The sequence below is a fragment of the Tianweitania sediminis genome, assembly GCF_017813335.1.
GTDB lineage: Bacteria > Pseudomonadota > Alphaproteobacteria > Rhizobiales > Rhizobiaceae > Tianweitania > Tianweitania sediminis.
On the sequence record NZ_JAGIYY010000001.1, the window covers coordinates 679,919 to 697,711 of the forward strand.

Sequence of the window (17,793 nt, forward strand, 5' to 3'; positions counted from 1 at the left end):
CCTGGCAGCCGAACCTTTCTTCGGCTGCTTAGTTCCCGAAGTGGCTGCGCCGATGCAGGCGTGTTCGCCGGATAAGGCGCTGAGAGCGCTCCGGTGCAGGCGCGCTTGAATTAGTCCTTGCCCGTATTCCTTGCCGGCACCTCAGTCTGTCGCGTCAGCCGCGATCGACGGACCGGGCTATCTCCTGCCGTAGTTGGTCGACCTTTGCGCCTGCCCACTGCCGGGCGTCGTCGCCAAACACGAGCCGCGACGGCACTTCGTCATGCGACGCCAGCGCCACGATCCGCGCGGCGAGCAGCTTCGGATCGCCGGGTTGATTGCCGTTGGCTTCTTCAACGAAGGCGCGATACCTCGCAATCGCCTCGGCATAGTCTGGAATGTCGATGCTGCCGAAGCTTGCCGACTTCTGGTCCATGAAGTCGGTCCGCAGCATTCCTGGCTCGACGAGAAGCGAGCGGACGCCGAACGGCGCCAATTCCTGTGCAAAGCCCTCCATCCACCCTTCCACCGCGAACTTCGAGGCCGAGTAGACCGCCCCACCGGCGTTGGAGACCAACCCGCTGACCGACGAGATGGTGACGATGAGGCCTGAGCGACGCTCACGCATAGAGGGGGCAACCGCGCGCGCGACGTTCATCGTGCCGAACAGGTTGACCTCGAACTGACGCCGTACCGCAGCATCCGTAATGGTCTCGAAGAACCCGAGTTCCGCATAGCCGGCATTGTTGACCAGCACGTCAATTGCTCCAAACCTGCCGACGCTTTCAGCGGCGATCAAGCTCGCGGCTTTCGCGTCTGTGATATCGAGAGCGAGCGCATGCAGACGATCGTGCTCGCTTCCCAGAGCATCGCGCAGGGCCTCGGTGCGCCGCGCTGTTGCGACAACCGTTTCGCCCGCATCCAGCGCTGCGCGCGCGATCTCGCATCCAAGCCCCCGGCTCGCGCCCGTCACCAACCAAACCTTACTCATCGCCTGCTCCTTTTTCTTCCAATTGTCGGGAGCTAGGTAGTCATGCTAATTAATGGTGATAACAGGCTAATTAGTAACGGGCCTTAGTAGCCGGGATCATCGATGCGGCCGGATCAGCTCGGCGACCTAGCCGTTTTTGCTGCGATCGCTTCCGACCGCAGCTTCACGCGGGCCGCAAAGCGCCTCGGCGTGACGCAGTCGGCGTTGAGCCAGACCATGAAGCGGCTGGAGAGCCAACTCGGTTTTCGCCTGCTTTCCCGCACAACACGCAGCGTCGCCCCGACCGCGGCGGGCGAGCGTCTGCTCGCCACCCTTGCGCCGGCACTCGCCGGGTTGGACGAAGAGATCCAGGCTTTATCCCAATCCCGCGGTGCAGCCATCGGCACCGTCCGGATCACCACGGGCAAACACGCCGCAGACACAGTGCTTTGGCCGATGCTTCCTTCCTTCATGCGCCGCAATCCCGGCGTCGAGGTGGAGGTGACCGTGGAGGGTGGGATGACGGACGTCGTGGCAAGCCGCTTTGATGCGGGCATCCGGCTCGGCGAGCGATTGGAGAAGGACATGATCGCGCTGGCCGTTGGGCCTCCGCTTCGCGTCGCCGTTGTCGCCGCCCCCAGCTATCTGAGCAACCACCCGCCACCGAGTGAGCCCGCCGACCTCACGGCACACCGCTGTATCGCCCACCGCGACGCGCAGGGCGACCTGTCTCCGTGGTCGTTTGAACGCGCGGGTCGTGCAGTGACGGTCACGCCAGGCCGCGGGCCGGTCTTCAATGACGGTGACCTGCTTGTGGCCACCGCCGTCGATGGGTTCGGCATTCTTTACATCCTAGAGGATCTGGTGGCGGGCCCAATTGCCGATGGCCGTCTCACGCGTCTGCTCGAGCCGTGGTGCGAGCCGTTCGCGGGCTACCACCTGTATTACCCTGATCGGCAGGGCACGACGGCCTTTGAACTGTTCAAGGAGGCCCTTCGCGCAAGCAGGGTCATGTGAGGGTCTGACAAGCGTCGGCGTCAATTTCTTTGATGATTGCGCGAGAGCACGGGGTAATGCCGCTTCGACGTCCCTGACGTTGAGCTTATGCTCTTACCAACTTTCAGCTCCGGATTGCCTCTGCATCGTGAAGGAAGTGAACCGTGTGCACCACCACGTTGTCCTGATCGATCAGGATCACGCCGTAGGCTGCGGGTTCGAGTGTGGTGCCGAAGCGGTCTTCGTTGAAGATCGCGGCTGCCTGGTGGCTTGTTCCTGAAAGCGTGTTGAACCCGATGCCGCGCCAGGAGCCGGAGGTTTGGCGGTGCACGTGGCCTGCAAAGATGTGGCGGACATTGCCGTGCCGCTTCAACCGCGCGTGGAACGCTTCGCTTAGGCCCAGCCCAATCCGGTCCAGCGCGGGCAGGTGGATGGCGAAGGGCGGGTGGTGCATGAAGATGAAGACGGGGCGTTCGCCAGCTTCAACAAGTGCCCTGTCGAGCCATTCCCCACGCTCAGGGCACAGCTCACCTTCGGTCCGACCATCCTGCAGCGTATCGAGCAGGATCACCCGCGTTGCGCCGACTTCAACAACCTCCTGCACGAAGCCCCGACGTACGGTGTAATTGGGGAACGCTGCGAAAAAAGCGCTGCGATCGTCGTGGTTGCCCATCAAAACACGCCACGGCACCGATGTTTGCTCCAGCCGCCGAGCGAGCGCTTCATAAGCAGGCGGTTCGCCATCATGGGTGAGATCACCTGAGATCACGAGAAGATCGGCGTCGCCGTGCTGCGCTCCGATATGAGACAGGCAGGCGTCGAGCCGCTCATGCGGATCAAGTCCGAACAGATCTGTTCCCGGCACGGTGAGATGTGGATCGGTAACGTGGATCAGCTTGATCACGAGAAGGACCCTTTCGCCTCGCCTGAAACCAAGCCAAGAAGCTCCGAGCGCACCTGAGGTGCTCCGCCCATGGCCATGCCGCAGGCCTGCAGCCCGGCTTGCGAGGCGTCGAAAGCTTCGGTCCAACCGCCCGCTTCGCGGATCAGGCAGAGGCCCGCAAGACAGTCCCAACTGTTCATGCCCGGCTCGTAGTAGGCGATGAGCCGACCGCAGGCGACATGAGCCAGCATCAGGGCTCCGGAGCCGTTGCGGTAAAACATGCCGCCGGCAGCCAGCAACCGGTCGATGAAGCCCGAAATGGCGGTTGACGGAATGCGCAGATTGGCGCCGATGCCCACCAGACGATTTTCCACCGCGCCATCCTTGTCGACGCGCATTGGCTTGCCGTTGAGAAAAGCACCGCGTCCGCGGGCTGCGACAAACAGATCGCCGTTTGCGGGGTGCAGAATGAGGCCGAGCTCAGTTTCGCCATGCTTGACCAGTGCGATCGAGACACACCAGTCCGTCAGGCCGTGCAGAAAGCAGCTGGTGCCATCAATGGGATCGACCACCCAGGTGAAGCCGCCTGAGCCTGCTTTGAGGCCGTTTTCCTCGCCAAGGAACCCATCATCGGGAAAGGCAGCTGCAAGACCTTCGCGGATCAGGTCTTCCACGGCGCGGTCTGCGGCCGAAACCAGATCCTGCCCATGCGATTTCTGTTCAACAGGAAGGCGCGCGAGATCGGCGCGAAAGGTGCTTGCCAGCGCGGCGGCCTCGGCAATCAGGCTGCGGACCGCGATGAAGCGGGGGAGATCGGGGAATTCGCAGGGCATCAAAGGCTTTCAAAACGATCAGGTGAGGGCCTGAAACTGTTGCGCAGGATCAAGGGTGCCGGAACCCGCGCACGAACAGGCGGCACGAAAGGATCAGCCTGACGGCGATCAAGCATCTTGATGGCCGCACTGGCGATCGCATCAGGGTCCTGACGAAAAGTCGTGAGATCATAAGCCTGCCAGGCAGCTTCCGGCACATCGTCGAACCCGACAACGGCAAGATCCAAGGGCGTGGATTGGCTGGCAAGACTGCGCAGATGGTCGATGACACCAAAAGCCATCAGATCGTTGACGCAGAAGATGGCCTGCGGCAACGGCGCCTGCGCGAGAAGCAGGCGTGCGGCTTCCCGGCCGCCGCGGTAGTCCGTGTCGACGCCTCGAACAATGGATGCCTTCGCCCCGTGCTCCTGCGCGGCAGCACAGAAGGCCTGTTCACGCTCGAGGATGCTCGGGGTGGCAGATCGCGAGCCGACGAGCCCCAGGCGCGTGAACCCTTGTGCAACGAACATGCGGGCGGCCTGTTGCGCGGCGACGATGTTGTCCACGAGCACACTGTCCACCTCCGGTTCGGATCGGCCGATCACGATAACCGGCTGGCCGTTGCGCTTCGCGAGGTCCACGAAAGAGGCCGGCGGCGATCCGGACAGGATGATCGTGGCTTCGGCCCGATAACCGAACAGGGCCTGCTGCGCGGCATTGATCTCCTCTTCGGTGGTGCCGGTGTTGATGATCAGGGGTACGCTGCCGCGTTTGATCAGGGCTTTGGACAACGCGGCGGTGAGATGCGCACGAAACCCAAGTTCCGGCGCGGTCGCCACGACGCCAACCAAACGGCTGCGGTTGGTGAGCAGGCTGCGAGCAAGATTGTTGACCTGGTAGCCGAGTTCGGTGGCGGCCCGCATCACCTTTTCGCGGGTTTCCGGCGCGATGCTCGCGCCCGGCGTGAAAGCGCGCGACACGGCCGATCGTGACACGCCGGCGCGTTTTGCCACCTGAAGGGCGTTTACGAACTGGGCGCTTGAACCGTCCTGATCCGACATGATGCTTCTAGTGCCCGACCCGGGAAAGCACGTCGGCTTTCAGAAAACGCTCCACAAACAACATGAAGCCGATGGAGGGGATCAAAAGCAGCACGGCGGTGATGGAGGCGATCTGATAATTACCGCCGGAACCCGCTGTGTAAAGCAGCAGAGGCAGCATGTTCACATCCGGCGCGCCCACGAAGTAGCTGCCGGTGAACTCATCGAGAGACTCCAAAAAAACGAAGATCGCGCTCGCCATCAAGCCGGGAAGGGCCAGAGGCAAGGTGACATCGAAGAAGGTCCGCAGCGGGCCCGCGCCGATGGAACGCGCGGCCTGTTCCAATTCGTGGTCCACGGCGGAAAAGGCAGCAGTGGCGATCCACACAGCGAAAACAAGCCCGTGGGTGGTATGGACGATCACGACGCCGAGTATCGTGCCATTGAGGCCGATTTGGTAGAACAGCCTCGCGATGTTCACGTACACGGTGAGGTTGGGAAAGGCCTGCGGGATAAGGAATGCGAGCAGGATTGCTCCGCGCCAGGGGAGCTTGAGCCGCGCCAGCGCGTAGCCTGCCGGAACCGCAAGTGCAAGCGAAAGCAGCACAGTCAGACATGCCACCAAGACGGAGTTGCTGAGCGACTCCAGGGCATTTCCCCTGGCCGAGAAGACCTTGCTCCAGAAGCTCAATCCGTATTCCAGTGGCAACGTGTGCGGGTAATACCACTTCTCCGTGAACGCCCAGAGCAGCAGGTTGCCGAGGGGGCCGAAGATCACGAAAGCCAGAAGGCCGAGGCTTGCGGCACGGGGCAGCCACCAAAGATCGAGTGACAAAGGGCTCATGCGCATCATGAGCGCTCCCGAAGGGTCATGCGCAGGTAAATCAGTGCAGCGGCGGCACTCATCACGAGCGAGATCGTGCCCAGCGCGTTGGCCGTCCCGTAATCGCCATAGGCGTTGATGCGGAAAGCAATGTCGGCGGTCAGCATCGTCGGCGATTGCGCGTTGATCATCAGGGGCACCGACAGCACCGACATCATGGTCACGAAAGACAGGATGAGGCCGACCATTATTGTGCGCGCCACCTGCGGAACGACAATCTCCACGAGAATGCGCAGGCGTGATGCGCCGAGGTTTCGGGCAGCCTCGATCGTGCCGCGGTCGAGCGACGCCATCGATCCTGCGACCAGCAACGCGACAAAGGGCGTCTGCTTCCAGACAAAGGCGATCACGATGCCGCGCCAGTCCAGCAGGCTCACGGCCTGTGCCGGATCGATCAGCCCGGACGCGGCAAGGGTGCTGTTCATCAGCCCGTTCTTGGCCAGAAAGGTGCGCATCACCTGCCCAACCACGATAAAGGGGATGAACATCGGCCAACGATAAAGATTGCGGAGGATCGCAACGGCGCGCGGGTTCTCGCCAAGCGTCAGGTAGCCGCCGATGGCGATTGCCAGCAGGCCGATCAGCACGGTCGACAAGCACACGATCACCAGCGTGAAAAGCATGTCCTGGCTGTAGAAGTCGAAGGCCTTAACGAAGTTCGCCAGTCCGAAGCCGGTTTCGACTTCAAAGGCTCCGATCACGGATGCGCTCAGCGGCAGGATGAAAAACAGGAGGACCATGGCCAGCGCGGGCAGAACAAGCAGTAGGCCGGTCAGTCGGGTGGTCATGAAGTCAGTCCGAACAAGAAACCGCGCGACAGGATCGCCGCGCGGTTCGCCCTTGTGGCGGCTTAGTTGGAAACGGAGCGCTCGTAAGCTTCCAGAATGGCGCTGTTGTAGGGCGCGATCGGGAAAGGCTTGCCATTCTTGGCCAGGTCTTCAGGCGTCACATCCGTAAACAACTTGTTCCAGGACGCAGGCTCGAGCTCGGCCTGCACATGCTGCGCGTCGATCCCCGGATACCAGCTGAAGCGTTCCACGATGCCTTCCGCCTGCACCTTCGGGCTCGTCGCCAGTTCAACGAACTTCTCGGCCAGCTTCACATCGGTGGCCTTGGATGGGATCACGTAATGCATCGGCTGGCCGGGCATGCCGGGCTCGGGCAGAACCAGCTTAAATTCGGGTGGAAGCTGGCCATTCGCCTGCCAGGAATAGAACATGTCGACCCAAACCGGACCGATTGCGATTTCGCCGCGGCTCAGCATGTCGAGGGTCCCGGCATTGCCGGGGGTCAACTGTGCATTTGTGGTGAAGTCCTTCAGGCTCGCAAGCGCGCCGTCCCACTTCTTTGTTTCGGCTTCCTCGAACGGGCCATTCATCAGCTTGTTCGCGTCGCCCTCGCCGAAGGCATAGATCCAGCCCATCACGAAGCTGACGCCCGAAGCGCCGCCCTTGATGCCGTTGTAGCCGAACTTGCCTGGGTTTTCCTTGGCCCAGTTCACCAGCTCTTCGTAGCTCTTGGGCGGGTTGGACACGAGCGCCGGATTATAGGCAAGCGCCGTCTGGCTGTTGAACATGGGCATGACATAGCCCTTCACATCCGTGCCCAGCGCCATGTCGGCATTGGCGCGGGTGACCAGCTTGCCGGTTGAGATCCGGTCACGATACTGCTCGAGATAGCCGGCCTTCACCAAAGGACCGACGAACTTTTCATGCACCACGGCGACATCGTAGTCCCAGGTCTCGGCATTCGCCTTGCCTTGTGCTTCGGAGCGCTCGACGATCTTCTGCGAACCCGCGTCGCCAGGGCCGGTGCCGACGACGCGAACCGTGTTGCCGGGGTTCTGTTCTTCAAACAGCGGCGCCAAATATTCGTTGACGTAGTCGACCATGTTCTGGTCGCCTGCCGTCAAAACGGTCAGCTCGGCGGCAGTCGCCGGCGATGCCAAAAGTCCAGTGGCCAGAGCGGCCTTGAGAACGATCTTCATATCAGGATTTCCAATTGTGGGATCATGGCTCGGAAACTTCCAGCAAAGCGCTGGAATGGGGAGGCGCCGCCTTTTGTGAGGCGACGCTGAACAGGAACAGCGACTGGTGCGACACGCGGATGCGCACGGCGTGGCCGGGCGGAAAGGCTTCCGGCGCGTCGACATTGACCAAGCTGTCGCCCAGGCGCACGGCATGCCGCCAAGTGCCGCCGGGATAGCTGACATGAGCAATCTCGCCGAGGAACTCGACACTGCCTGCGGGCGCGTCGGACGCGGAAAGGGGCATGAGTTCTGCCGCTTCGGCCCGGAACCGCGCTTCCACCGCTCCGGACCTCAGGCTGCGGTTGTGCAGGGCACGGCGGCAGCCTTGTTGATCTCGCTGGGGGCTATCTCGAAGCGGTCCCCTGTTGCCGTCCCAAATAGCTCCAGGCGATTTTCCGCGCCCATGAATGCCGCTACGAAGGGCGACGCGGGCTGGTTGTAAACCGCTTCCGGTGTTCCCTGCTGGGCGATGCGGCCAGCATTCAAGATGACGATCCGGTCGGCCATCACCATCGCTTCTTCGCGGTCATGGGTGACGTGGATGGCGGTAATCCCCAGCCGCAGCTGCAGGGCTCGGATTTCGTCGCGAACGGTCAGGCGGATGCGGGCGTCAAGGTTCGACAGCGGCTCGTCGAGCAGCAGGATCTCGGGATTGATCGCCAAAGCGCGGCCGAGCGCGACGCGCTGGCGCTGCCCACCCGACAATTGCGCCGGCTTGCGGGAGCCGAGACCAGAAAGCCCGAGCAGCTTTTCCATATCGCCGACCCGCGCCTCAATTTGCGCCCGCGGCAAGCGCCGCAGCCGCAGCCCGTATCCGATGTTCTGGGCAACCGTCATGTGCGGCCACAGGGCATAGGACTGGAACACCAGAGCCATGCCCCGCTTGTCCGCCGCCATCGTCGTGATGTCGCGCTCAGCGATGCGGATGGCGCCTGAGCTCGGAGAAACGAAGCCGGCGATCGTGCGGAGCAGGGTGGTCTTGCCGCAGCCCGATGACCCAAGCAGCGCCACGAACTCGCCTTTGGCGATGTCCAGATCGACAGCATCGATCACCTGCGTCTTGCCGTAGCCGACGCTGACATCGCGAAGTTGGAGAAAAGCTGGCTTGGTCATGTTCCCTTCCGTTGCACAGCTGTGCATCGACCAAGGGAACTCCTAGTCCGCGCATTTAACGGCTTGATGACAGCCGCGTTCTTGAAGCTATGTTTGTGTGCGACCGCGCCTCAAGGTGGCGCACACGTGTTGCAGCATCGCGGCTCGTGCGCGTCCGCTGGGTGCTAGACCCTAGCGCATCTGCTCAGCGTGCGAAAATCGCATCGAAGTCGCGGAAGCCCTTGATCTCGATTGGGTTGCCGCTCGGATCAAGGAAGAACATCGTCCGCTGCTCACCGGGCTCACCTTCGAAACGAACCACAGGAGGAATATCTAACGCCACGCCTTTGTCTTCGATGCGCCGGGCAAGCTCCAGCCAATCCTGCAGCGGCAGCACCGCGCCCAAATGAGGCATCAGAACCATGTGGTCTCCGACTTTTCCCGTGCGGGTCGTCGCGAACGGCTGCCCGAGGTGGAGAGAAAGCTGGTGCCCGAAGAAGTCAAAGTCGACCCAGGTGTCGGTGCTGCGACCCTCCTCGCACCCCAACACGCCGCCATAAAACGATCGTGCCTCGTCAAGGTCAGTGACATGGTAGGCGAGGTGGAACCGGGAATGCATCTGATGGGTCCTCGAAGAAGGGAACAGCGTCAACACTGATAGCGGAGGTGAACAAGGTTTGCACGCCGTCCGTCCGGACCCATTCTGTAACGAGCCGAGGACAAGAACGGGTGAACAAGAAGCCATCGCCCGGCTTTCCGTTCGCGCTAGTTGCCCGGTTGAATGAGCGGTTTGTCGTCACAAGGTCGGTAGTCGCCGGCGACCTGGACGACCTGGACGAGCGACCGGATCTGTCGCCTTGGGTCGCTGCCTTATGGGATCAGGAGCATTGTTAAAGGGATGGCCCTGCCCTCGTGGACACAGCTGTGAAGCGGGCTTCCCCCATCGCGAAAGATCCGGTTTAACTTTGCGTGAGGGATCGCTGGCATTGCTGAGGCGCTGCCAGATGAAGTCTGTGACGCTGTTCTGATCGAACGAGAAGCTTTTTCCGAACGGCTCAAGCTGGCGCCTGTTCCTGGTCTTCAGGGAACGGCCTCTCAGGCATCAAAGCACCTTTTCAATCCTGATCATCACGCCGCTTTTTGGCAGCGCCGGCATGCGGGAGAGATCGACGGTCAGATTTTGCTTGGGAACGGTGAAGCGGATCTCGCGGGTCATCGTGCGCAGCATGGTTTCCATGAGCGCGATCGTCATCCACTCCCCGGCGCAACGATGGTTCTGATCGTGATCTCCGCCGCCTTGTGGGATCAAGGTGAAGGCGTTGCCACCCCAGCCCAGAAAGCGTTCAGGTTGAAAGTCTTCCGGTGCACTCCAGAGCCGCGCATCATGGTTGGTGCCGTAGAGATCGAGCATGAAGCGCTCTCCCTCGACGAAACTGCGTCCCCGCCATGTAAATGGCTGTCGCACGATACCTGCCACCACTGGAAAGAATGGCGTCGTCCGCCGCACTTCCTGAACAAACGCCTGCAGGTAGTCATCATCCGATGCGACGCGCTGGCGCGCCCGCGGATGCTGGTGGAGTGCGAGCATCGCAAATGTGGCAAACCGAGCCACAGCGACTGTGGGCCGGAGGATGTTGAGAAGCTCGATCGCCGCCGTGCCTGCGGGAAGCAGGTTTCCATCCTGGTCCCGGTGCAGCGCAATGTCGTGCAAAGCGCTTCCCTCCGGCGGCACCAACGAACCCTCCCTTACCGCTTCCACAAAGCGGCGTGCCTTGCGTTCCGCGCCCCAGCGCCGCACGCGCGCCAGCCAGTTCGGCGGCCCAACCCGACCCGCATTGTCGATCATCGCCCCGAGCTGGCCAATGAGCCGATCTCTTTCTGCTCCTTCCAGCGGAAGGCCAGCCCACCGGCAAACCGAGCGACCGAGCGCAAGGCGGAAGATCGTGTGCGACGACACCTCCTGGCCCACCACGCGGTTCGCCTCGTTGCGCAGTTCCTCGGATGTGAGGCGGGCCACGAGCTCCAGGCGTTCTGATCTCATCAGCGCCATGAACATCGCTTTTCGGTGGTGATGCTCCTTTCCGTCCAGCGTTGCCACGCTGTTTTTGTCCTGGAGCAAGTGGAGAACGGAGGTGGGCAGGGCGCCTTTGCGGGTGAAGCGCTCCGGCGCATAAAACGTCCTCGCCGCATCTTCACCTTGAGCCACAAAGAAGCTCTTGCCGAGCAAGCGCGCCTGAAAGACGTCGGAGTGCAAATTTGCACATCTGTTCGAAACGAAGCGGTAGCCCTCACGCAAAAAAGCGAGCGAGGAGTCCAGCGCTTTCACCTTCGGGATTTTCTCAGTCATTCACTCACCGCTCAATCCACCACCAATGGGAGATTTGGGCCGATGATCCCCAACGGCAACCGTAGCAGGAAGATCGGGAGAACTCTGACCTGACCGGCTTGAGTTCAAGGCCCTGCAGCTGCCCTCCTTGAGGGAGCAGGCCAGATAAGAAAGATCACCGCCAAGATCACCTTGGTTTCGATCAAGAGACCAAAGCGTTCCTTTAACCGGCTAACTTTTGAAATGGACTTTCTGCATGGGAGTGCATAGCCTTCCAGAGTTATGGAAGGAGCAGAGCTATGTCCGGATCGGTGTTTTTCCTGCATCTCGCGGGCGCGATCGCACTGCTCCTGTGGGCCACGCGGATGGTCAAGACCGGGGTTGAGCGTGCTTACGGGGACGTGCTGCGGGTCAAGCTTCGCAAGAGCATGCAAAGGCCGCTCCTGGCTGTCGCAACGGGCGCGGGACTAGCCGTAGCCTTTCAAAGCTCGACAGCCGTCACGCTCCTGGTCGGGTCCTTTGCAGGTTCGGGCATCGTGTCGACGCTTGGCGGCCAACTGGCGGTACGCGGTGCTGAAGTCGGTTCTGCCTTGGTTGTACGTTTGCTTAGCTTCGACCTTTCTTTTCTCGTGCCTCTCTGCGTGACCGCGGGCACGACCATCTTCATGACGACTGTCAGGCGGGAATGGCGACAACTCGGTCGCATACTGGTCGGTGTCGGCCTGCTCCTGCTGTCGCTTGAGATGATCGGCCAGACCTCGGAGCCTCTGCGCGAGAGTTCGGTTGTTCCGGTCATCATCGGCTTCTTGTCGGAGGACACGGTCACCGCCTTCCTGCTCGCGGCTCTGGCGACTTGGCTGTTTCACTCCAGCATTGCCGCCGTCCTGCTTCTGGCGACGCTTGCGGAAAAGGGCATCGTCCCGCCCGAGCTCGGGCTCGTGATGGTGCTCGGCATCAACCTCGGCAGCTCGATTATCGCGCCGGTGCTCACCCGCAGGTCGCCGCCTGCCGTTCGTGTGGTGCCGATCGGAAATCTTCTCATGCGGGGCGCGGGTTCGGTGACGGCGCTGGCGTTCCTGACGGCCTTGGACCCGCAGCTTTCTTGGCTTGGCACCGCGCCCGCCGACCGTATCGTGAACGCCCATATCGCCTTCAACGTCCTGATGCTGATCGCCGGCGTGCCGTCCGCACCGCTGGTTGCCAAAGCATCAAGGTGGCTCGTCCAGCAGACCGTTGGAGACGCTTCCTTGTCCACCGCCGAGATCGAGGTTCCCAGCGCATTGAAGGATGGGGCGTTGAGTTCTCCACGGCTCGCGCTCGGCAATGCAACGCGTGAGGTCGTCCGCGTCTGTGAAGACATCGAGATCATGCTGGAACGCATTTTCATGCTCTATGAAGCCGCAGACCAGAAGGCTATCGAAGATCTCGCCGCGCTGGATGACCGGGTCGATCGGCGCCATGCGGCGCTCAAGCTTTACCTTGCCCGCATCGATCCGCATCGGATGGAAGACGACGACGCTGAGCGCTGCCAGGAGCTGCTCGGCGCATGCGTGAAGCTTGAACAGGTGGGCGACGTAATTGTTCGCAACATGCTCGTCCATGTCCGCAAGAAAGTGCAGCACAAGCTCGAATTCACCGAAGACGGCTGGTTGGAGCTTGCGAGCTTCCACTCCACCGTTCTCGCCAACGCCCGCCTCGCGTTCAACGTGCTCGTATCCCGAGATGCACGGACTGCGCGCGAACTTGTTCTGCAGAAGGACCAGCTCCGGGAGGCAGAGAAGGAAACGGCACGCCGGCACTTCGAGCGTCTGCGCGAGGGCACGGTGAGGAGCCTGGACACCAGCACGATCCACCTGGACACGATCCGCGACCTGAAGCAGATCAATTCGCTCCTGACAGCCATTGCTTACCCTGTTCTTGAAGAACGAGGTCTCCTGAGCGGCTCCCGGCTTCGCGCGGCTGAGTGAAGCTCGCCTGATATGGACGGGGCCGACAACACGGTTATCTTGGAACGGATGATCGCTCGAGGGCCCGTGCCATAGCCATCTTCCAGTCCCGAACGCTTCGATGGCTTCGTCGAAAGGCCGGCCTCGGCCTGTGAAGGCGGACTTAGCGGATGACCTTGCCTTCTGGGCCGCGTTGATTCGTGCGGGAAAAGGGTTGCTCGGGTAGGCCGTTTGCGGTCACCGGAAGCAATCCGGTAGTTCCTTTCAGCTGCGACTGATCCAGGAAGGGCCGACACGCACGACGATCCACCTTCCACCTCCCTTGCTCGGGAGCTGCGGCACCAAGGAGCATCTTATCCGCGGCCATTTCCAGAGGGTTCAACGTACCTTCAGTCGGCCAACGTCTTCACTCGAATATCCCACCGAAGCCAGAACTTCTTCGCTATGCTGGCCAAGCTCCGGCGCCGGGTGGCGTACCGTGCAGGGGGTGCCGTCGAGCTTCACCGGAAAGCCCAGCATCCGAACGGCGCCATGCCCCGGGTGATCCACATCGATTGCCATTTCTTGGGCGATCACCTGCGGGTCGGCGAAGGCTTGCGCGATGTCCTGGACGCGGCCGCAAGGCACGCCTGCGGCATTGATGCGCGCGATCCAAGCCTCGGACGTGTCACGGGCCAGGGCGCCATCAATCAGGTCGTGCAGTTCGGCACGCCGCTGGAAGCGCTTGGCGTTGGTGTCGAAGCGTGAATCGTCAAGCAGGTGTTCCAGATCAAGTGAAGCGAGGAACTTGCGCAGGATCACGTCGTTCGATGGCGCAACAGCGATCTCGCCGTCGGCCGTCTTGTAGAGGCCGTAGGGCGCCACTAGGGGATGATCGTTGCCTGTGCGCTGGGGCAGCCGCCCGGTGACGAAATACTCGGATGCGAGGTAGGCCATCATGGAAATGGCTCCATTCACCATGGCGGCTTCGACGTGTTGACCCTTGCCGTTGAGATCACGCGCCCGCAACGCGTTGACGATGCCGAAGGCAAGGTAAAGGCCGGCAACAAGGTCGGTGATCGGCTGTGCCGAGCGCACCGGCTCGCCGCCCGCAAAGCCGTTCACGCTCATCAGCCCGCTCATGGCCTGTGCGATGAAGTCGAAGGCGGGACGATCCACATAAGGGCCGGTCGATCCGAAGCCGTTGACCTGGGCCGTAACAAGCCGGGGGTTGAGTTCGTTTAGCCGATCCTTGCCGAAACCCATCTTGGCGAGGACGCCTGGGCGGAAATTGTCGACAAGAACATCGGCCGAGGCGATCAGACGGCCAAGGGCTGCGCGGCCGTCGTCCGAGCGCAGATCGAGCAGAACCGACTTCTTGTTGCGGTTGAAGGCTGCATAATACCAGGAGAAGCCGTCTCGCAACGTGCCCTGGCTTCGGATCGGATCGCCTTCTCCCGTTTCCACCTTGATGACCTCGGCGCCCATGTCGCCCAGCATCATGGTGCAGAACGGTCCGGACAGGACCCGCGTCAGGTCGATAACGCGGATGCCGTCAAGCGGAAGGCGAGGGGGATTTTCGTCCATGCTTACCCGTTCGCCGTCGCCACCGCGTCCATCGGATGAAGTTCGAGCCGCGGCCCCGCCTTCATCAGTTGGCCGGGAAGCGGGTGGCCGACAGCCGTTTCAATGCGCCGCGCGGTGGGGATGAGGCGGGACAGATCCACGCCGGTTTCGACGCCGCATTCATCCAGCATGTAAACAAGATCTTCCGTGCAGATATTGCCGGTGGCCTTCGGCGCGAACGGGCAGCCGCCAAGCCCGCCGATGCTCGACTCGTAGCGCGTCACGCCTTCCATCAGCCCCGCATAAACGCAAACGAGCCCCACGCCCCGCGTGTTGTGGAAATGGAGGGTAATGTCGATGTCGGGAACAGCAGCGCGTAGGCCGCGACAGCGCTCCTGAACCAGCGGCGGCGTTGCCATGCCGGTGGTGTCGCCCAAAGAAATGGTGGTGATCCCCATGTCGCGGTAGCGTCGGGCGATGTCCACTACGGCTGAAACTGGTACGTCACCTTCGAAAGGGCAGCCGAACGACGTGGCGATCGCGCCGTAGACGGGCTTGCCGGCTGCTTCGCCCATGCGGCAGATTTCGGCGAAGCCCGCTAGCGAATCTTCGCGCGAGCGGTTGACGTTTTTGCGGTTGTGGCTTTCCGACGCGGACATGAACACGACCATCGCGTCAATGCCGGCTTCAATCGCGCGTTCAGCACCTTTGGCGTTGGGTACGAGTGCGGTGAGTTCGACACCGTTTTGACGATCGATGCCCGAAAGAACGTCGGCCGCGTCGCGCATCTGCGGCACGGCACGCGGCGATACGAAGGAGGTCGCCTCGAAGTGGCGCAGCCCAGCGCCGATCAGGCCATTCACAAGTGCAACCTTCTCCTCGGTCGGCACCCAGCGGGGCTCCGATTGCAGCCCATCGCGAGGGCCGACCTCGATGATCGTCGCTTTGGCAGGAAAACCTTGGAGCGGTGCTGCGCTGGGGCTCATTTCGCCTCCCGCCGAAAAGAGTTGTCGTGGTCCACCAGATTGGTATACCGTTCCGGCAAGAGGGGTCAATGGTGGATAACATTGCGCTGACATTGCAAAGAACCGACAACGTTGGGGAAGACCCGACGGCGACAACCGGTTCGCGCGCAGAGGCGTCGGTGAGCGAGCGCGTCCTGTCGCGCATGCGGGCAGACATTTTCCTGCTCAAGCTTGCACCCGGGGAGGCGATTGCCGAGCGCTCGCTGGAACGCAGCTATGGTGCGTCCCGCACCCCCATCCGCGAAGCGCTGGGTCAACTGATCCGCGAAGGGCTGATCGTCCGCACCTCCCGCGGCTATGCAGTGGCGCCGTTCGACATGGACGAGCTGGAAGAAAGCTTCGAATATCGTGAACTGCTCGAGGATGCGGCGGTGCGGCTTGCTTGCCGCCGCGCCGAGCCGCAAGCGCTGGACGCGTTGCAGGAAACGGTCGATCGCGGTTTAACGGAGTTCACACCGCAAAGCTGGTTTGAAATCGGCCTCGACGTACACGTCCGGCTGGCCGAACTTTCAGGAAATCGTTTTCTGCGCGAGGCGGTGCAGGACGTGATTTCACGCACCATGCGGATTCGCTGGCTGGTGGCCAACACGCCCGAAGGGCGCAGCGCGGCCCATCGCGAGCACAGTGAAATCCTGCGTCTCGTGCGTGCACGTGATGCCGAGGCGGCCGCAACGGCGCTTCGCCAACACGGGCGCGATGTTCGGCGGCAGGCCTATGCCGCTCTGGAAGAAAGCCGCCGTTATCTTGGCGCGCGAAGCTTCGTCGGCACGAGCCTGGGAGGCGACTAGCCGAACGGCACAACTTCACCTTGCTGGCAGGAGGGCCATGCAAGGCGGATCATCACATAAGGGAGGAACCAATGATGACCAAACTGACGAGACTTCTCACGGGCGTCGCGACCGCGGCCATGATTTTGGCGGGTGCAGGAGGAGCTTCGGCCGCCGAGTGCATCGCTCCGGCAGACCCGGGTGGCGGCTGGGACTTTACCTGCCGCACCGTCGGCCGGCTTTTGTATGACCTGAAGATCGCCGAAGAACCCGTGCAGGTCACCAACATGCCGGGCGGGGTCGGCGCCGTGGCCTATGCGAATGTGATGTCGAAGCGTCCATCGGATGCCGACCTGATCGTCGCTACCTCAACGGTTGGCGTCACGCAGATTGCCCAAGGCAAGTATCCGGCCGATACCGATGTCATGCGCTGGATTGGCATGCTTGGGACAGATGTCGGCGTCATCGTTGTGCCGAAGGACTCGCCTTACAAGTCGCTGTCGGACCTAATGGACGCCTACAAGAAGGATCCAGCCTCCGTCGTGGCTGCTGGATCTTCGGGCGCTGGTGGCTGGGACCACATCCGGCTCCTGATGGTTGCAAAGGCAGCCGGCATGGAGGCCGATGCCTTCAAGCAGATCCGGTGGGTGCAGTTTGACGGCGGCAGCCCAGCCGTGACCCAGATGATTGGCGGCCAGGTGCAGGTGGTTACCACCGATCTCGGCGAAGTCGCGGGCTTCGTGGAATCCGGGGATATCCGCATCCTCGGCACCTTGTCGGACGAGCCGGTTCCAGCCTTTCCGGATGCGCCGACTGCCAAGTCCCAGGGCTTCGATGTCACGGGCTACAACTGGCGGGGCTTCTATACAGGCGGTGAAGTATCCGATGCCGACTATCAGAAGTGGGTAGACACCATGAAGAAGCTTTACGACAGCCCGGAATGGAAGAAGGCTGCCGAAGGCAGCGGCCTCGTTCCGATCTGGCGAGGCGGCGCGGAGTTCGAGACCTATGTCGGTGAGCAGGCCGAGCAGATGCGTCAGATCTCCAAGGACATCGGAGTGATGTGATGGGAGATCGGATCCTCGGCCTGATCATTTTTGGCCTTGCGATCTGGTATGGTTGGACTGCGGGTTCCTATGAGGCGAGCTTCGGTGATCCTCTTGGGCCCGCGGCCTTCCCGCAGATGTTGTCGGTTCCGGCGGCGCTCCTCAGCCTGTTCCTGATTGTTCGGCCCGATCCCGACCCCAGTTGGCCCGAGCACCGGCGGCTCCTGTCGCAGGCTGCCACGATTGCCGTTCTCGTCGCCTACGCCTTCTTTCTAGAAGATCTCGGCTTTGTTCTGGCGACGACCGTCGCGGTGATCGCCCTCAGCCGCCTTTTGGGTGCGGGTTGGCTGAAGTCGGCGACTTCCGGCGTGCTGATGGCCGTTGGCTTGTTCGTGCTTTTCGACACTCTGCTGGGCCTTCCGCTGCCGCTCCAACCCTCTTTCATGGGCTGACA

18 protein-coding genes are annotated in these 17,793 nt (G+C 62.0%); 5 read left to right on the forward strand and 13 right to left on the reverse strand.

What is annotated here, in order from left to right; translation table 11 throughout:
* Positions 1-154 precede the first annotated feature (154 nt).
* On the reverse strand, positions 155-970 hold the full coding sequence (locus tag J5Y06_RS03220) for an SDR family NAD(P)-dependent oxidoreductase (RefSeq protein ID WP_209333656.1): 816 nt from the start codon (positions 968-970) through the stop codon (positions 155-157).
* Positions 971-1,072: 102 nt separating this feature from the next.
* Here J5Y06_RS03220 and J5Y06_RS03225 point away from each other — a divergent pair, with 102 nt between their 5' ends.
* On the forward strand, positions 1,073-1,966 hold the full coding sequence (locus J5Y06_RS03225; RefSeq protein WP_209333657.1) for a LysR family transcriptional regulator: 894 nt from the start codon (positions 1,073-1,075) through the stop codon (positions 1,964-1,966).
* 103 nt (positions 1,967-2,069) lie between these two features.
* On the opposite strand, the gene J5Y06_RS03230 is transcribed toward J5Y06_RS03225, so the two are convergent.
* The 10 genes from J5Y06_RS03230 to J5Y06_RS03270 form a co-directional block, all read right to left on the reverse strand.
* On the reverse strand, positions 2,070-2,849 hold the full coding sequence (locus J5Y06_RS03230) for a phosphodiesterase (protein ID WP_342453357.1): 780 nt from the start codon (positions 2,847-2,849) through the stop codon (positions 2,070-2,072).
* Positions 2,846-3,661: an inositol monophosphatase family protein gene (locus tag J5Y06_RS03235; protein WP_209333658.1), complete on the reverse strand. Its 816-nt coding sequence runs from the start codon at positions 3,659-3,661 to the stop codon at positions 2,846-2,848. Before J5Y06_RS03235 ends, J5Y06_RS03230 begins: the two co-directional genes overlap by 4 nt.
* Positions 3,661-4,701 carry a LacI family DNA-binding transcriptional regulator gene (locus J5Y06_RS03240; protein ID WP_209333659.1) on the reverse strand — a complete coding sequence of 347 codons (1,041 nt, stop codon included), beginning with the start codon at positions 4,699-4,701 and terminating at the stop codon, positions 3,661-3,663. Before J5Y06_RS03240 ends, J5Y06_RS03235 begins: the two co-directional genes overlap by 1 nt.
* A gap of 7 nt (positions 4,702-4,708) precedes the next feature.
* A complete protein-coding gene (locus tag J5Y06_RS03245; RefSeq protein ID WP_385930934.1) occupies positions 4,709-5,533 on the reverse strand; it encodes an ABC transporter permease in 825 nt (274 codons plus the stop codon).
* Entirely contained in the window at positions 5,530-6,351 is an 822-nt protein-coding gene (locus J5Y06_RS03250; protein WP_209333660.1) for an ABC transporter permease, read from the reverse strand. The genes J5Y06_RS03245 and J5Y06_RS03250 overlap by 4 nt, the downstream gene beginning before the upstream one ends.
* 62 nt (positions 6,352-6,413) lie before the next feature.
* On the reverse strand, positions 6,414-7,550 hold the full coding sequence (locus tag J5Y06_RS03255) for an ABC transporter substrate-binding protein (RefSeq protein ID WP_209333661.1): 1,137 nt from the start codon (positions 7,548-7,550) through the stop codon (positions 6,414-6,416).
* A gap of 22 nt (positions 7,551-7,572) precedes the next feature.
* Positions 7,573-7,836, reverse strand: a complete 264-nt coding sequence (locus J5Y06_RS22985) for a hypothetical protein (protein WP_245247536.1) — start codon at positions 7,834-7,836, stop codon at positions 7,573-7,575.
* 47 nt (positions 7,837-7,883) lie between these two features.
* Positions 7,884-8,705 carry an ABC transporter ATP-binding protein gene (locus tag J5Y06_RS03260; protein ID WP_245247537.1) on the reverse strand — a complete coding sequence of 274 codons (822 nt, stop codon included), beginning with the start codon at positions 8,703-8,705 and terminating at the stop codon, positions 7,884-7,886.
* A 184-nt stretch (positions 8,706-8,889) separates the two neighbouring features.
* Positions 8,890-9,303 carry a VOC family protein gene (locus J5Y06_RS03265; protein ID WP_209333662.1) on the reverse strand — a complete coding sequence of 138 codons (414 nt, stop codon included), beginning with the start codon at positions 9,301-9,303 and terminating at the stop codon, positions 8,890-8,892.
* A 483-nt stretch (positions 9,304-9,786) separates the two neighbouring features.
* On the reverse strand, positions 9,787-11,031 hold the full coding sequence (locus tag J5Y06_RS03270; RefSeq protein ID WP_209333663.1) for a cytochrome P450: 1,245 nt from the start codon (positions 11,029-11,031) through the stop codon (positions 9,787-9,789).
* Between the two features lie 278 nt (positions 11,032-11,309).
* On the opposite strand from J5Y06_RS03270, the gene J5Y06_RS03275 reads away from it, so the two are divergent.
* A complete protein-coding gene (locus tag J5Y06_RS03275) occupies positions 11,310-12,977 on the forward strand; it encodes a Na/Pi cotransporter family protein (RefSeq protein WP_209333664.1) in 1,668 nt (555 codons plus the stop codon).
* Between the two features lie 357 nt (positions 12,978-13,334).
* On the opposite strand, the gene J5Y06_RS03280 is transcribed toward J5Y06_RS03275, so the two are convergent.
* Entirely contained in the window at positions 13,335-14,522 is a 1,188-nt protein-coding gene (locus J5Y06_RS03280; RefSeq protein WP_209333665.1) for a CaiB/BaiF CoA transferase family protein, read from the reverse strand.
* A 2-nt stretch (positions 14,523-14,524) separates the two neighbouring features.
* Positions 14,525-15,487 carry a hydroxymethylglutaryl-CoA lyase gene (locus J5Y06_RS03285; RefSeq protein WP_209333666.1) on the reverse strand — a complete coding sequence of 321 codons (963 nt, stop codon included), beginning with the start codon at positions 15,485-15,487 and terminating at the stop codon, positions 14,525-14,527.
* 68 nt (positions 15,488-15,555) lie between these two features.
* Here J5Y06_RS03285 and J5Y06_RS03290 point away from each other — a divergent pair, with 68 nt between their 5' ends.
* The 3 genes from J5Y06_RS03290 to J5Y06_RS03300 all read left to right on the forward strand — a co-directional run bounded on the left by J5Y06_RS03290 (position 15,556) and on the right by J5Y06_RS03300 (position 17,791).
* On the forward strand, positions 15,556-16,314 hold the full coding sequence (locus J5Y06_RS03290; protein WP_209333667.1) for a GntR family transcriptional regulator: 759 nt from the start codon (positions 15,556-15,558) through the stop codon (positions 16,312-16,314).
* 71 nt (positions 16,315-16,385) lie between these two features.
* The gene (locus J5Y06_RS03295; protein WP_245247538.1) at positions 16,386-17,360 is read left to right on the forward strand and encodes a Bug family tripartite tricarboxylate transporter substrate binding protein; all 975 of its coding nucleotides are present in this window, start codon (positions 16,386-16,388) and stop codon (positions 17,358-17,360) included.
* Positions 17,360-17,791: a tripartite tricarboxylate transporter TctB family protein gene (locus J5Y06_RS03300; RefSeq protein WP_209333668.1), complete on the forward strand. Its 432-nt coding sequence runs from the start codon at positions 17,360-17,362 to the stop codon at positions 17,789-17,791. The genes J5Y06_RS03295 and J5Y06_RS03300 overlap by 1 nt, the downstream gene beginning before the upstream one ends.
* The last annotated feature ends 2 nt before the right edge of the window (positions 17,792-17,793 follow it).

Coding starts and splice junctions, on each gene's coding strand:
- J5Y06_RS03220 (WP_209333656.1), bottom strand. CDS start 970: ATGAGTAAGGTTTGGTTGGTGACGGGCGCGAGCCGGGGGCTTGGATGC.
- J5Y06_RS03225 (WP_209333657.1), top strand. CDS start 1,073: ATGCGGCCGGATCAGCTCGGCGACCTAGCCGTTTTTGCTGCGATCGCT.
- J5Y06_RS03235 (WP_209333658.1), bottom strand. CDS start 3,661: ATGCCCTGCGAATTCCCCGATCTCCCCCGCTTCATCGCGGTCCGCAGC.
- J5Y06_RS03240 (WP_209333659.1), bottom strand. CDS start 4,701: ATGTCGGATCAGGACGGTTCAAGCGCCCAGTTCGTAAACGCCCTTCAG.
- J5Y06_RS03245 (WP_385930934.1), bottom strand. CDS start 5,533: ATGATGCGCATGAGCCCTTTGTCACTCGATCTTTGGTGGCTGCCCCGT.
- J5Y06_RS03250 (WP_209333660.1), bottom strand. CDS start 6,351: ATGACCACCCGACTGACCGGCCTACTGCTTGTTCTGCCCGCGCTGGCC.
- J5Y06_RS03255 (WP_209333661.1), bottom strand. CDS start 7,550: ATGAAGATCGTTCTCAAGGCCGCTCTGGCCACTGGACTTTTGGCATCG.
- J5Y06_RS22985 (WP_245247536.1), bottom strand. CDS start 7,836: ATGCCCCTTTCCGCGTCCGACGCGCCCGCAGGCAGTGTCGAGTTCCTC.
- J5Y06_RS03260 (WP_245247537.1), bottom strand. CDS start 8,705: ATGACCAAGCCAGCTTTTCTCCAACTTCGCGATGTCAGCGTCGGCTAC.
- J5Y06_RS03265 (WP_209333662.1), bottom strand. CDS start 9,303: ATGCATTCCCGGTTCCACCTCGCCTACCATGTCACTGACCTTGACGAG.
- J5Y06_RS03270 (WP_209333663.1), bottom strand. CDS start 11,031: ATGACTGAGAAAATCCCGAAGGTGAAAGCGCTGGACTCCTCGCTCGCT.
- J5Y06_RS03275 (WP_209333664.1), top strand. CDS start 11,310: ATGTCCGGATCGGTGTTTTTCCTGCATCTCGCGGGCGCGATCGCACTG.
- J5Y06_RS03280 (WP_209333665.1), bottom strand. CDS start 14,522: ATGGACGAAAATCCCCCTCGCCTTCCGCTTGACGGCATCCGCGTTATC.
- J5Y06_RS03285 (WP_209333666.1), bottom strand. CDS start 15,487: ATGAGCCCCAGCGCAGCACCGCTCCAAGGTTTTCCTGCCAAAGCGACG.
- J5Y06_RS03290 (WP_209333667.1), top strand. CDS start 15,556: ATGGTGGATAACATTGCGCTGACATTGCAAAGAACCGACAACGTTGGG.
- J5Y06_RS03295 (WP_245247538.1), top strand. CDS start 16,386: ATGATGACCAAACTGACGAGACTTCTCACGGGCGTCGCGACCGCGGCC.
- J5Y06_RS03300 (WP_209333668.1), top strand. CDS start 17,360: ATGGGAGATCGGATCCTCGGCCTGATCATTTTTGGCCTTGCGATCTGG.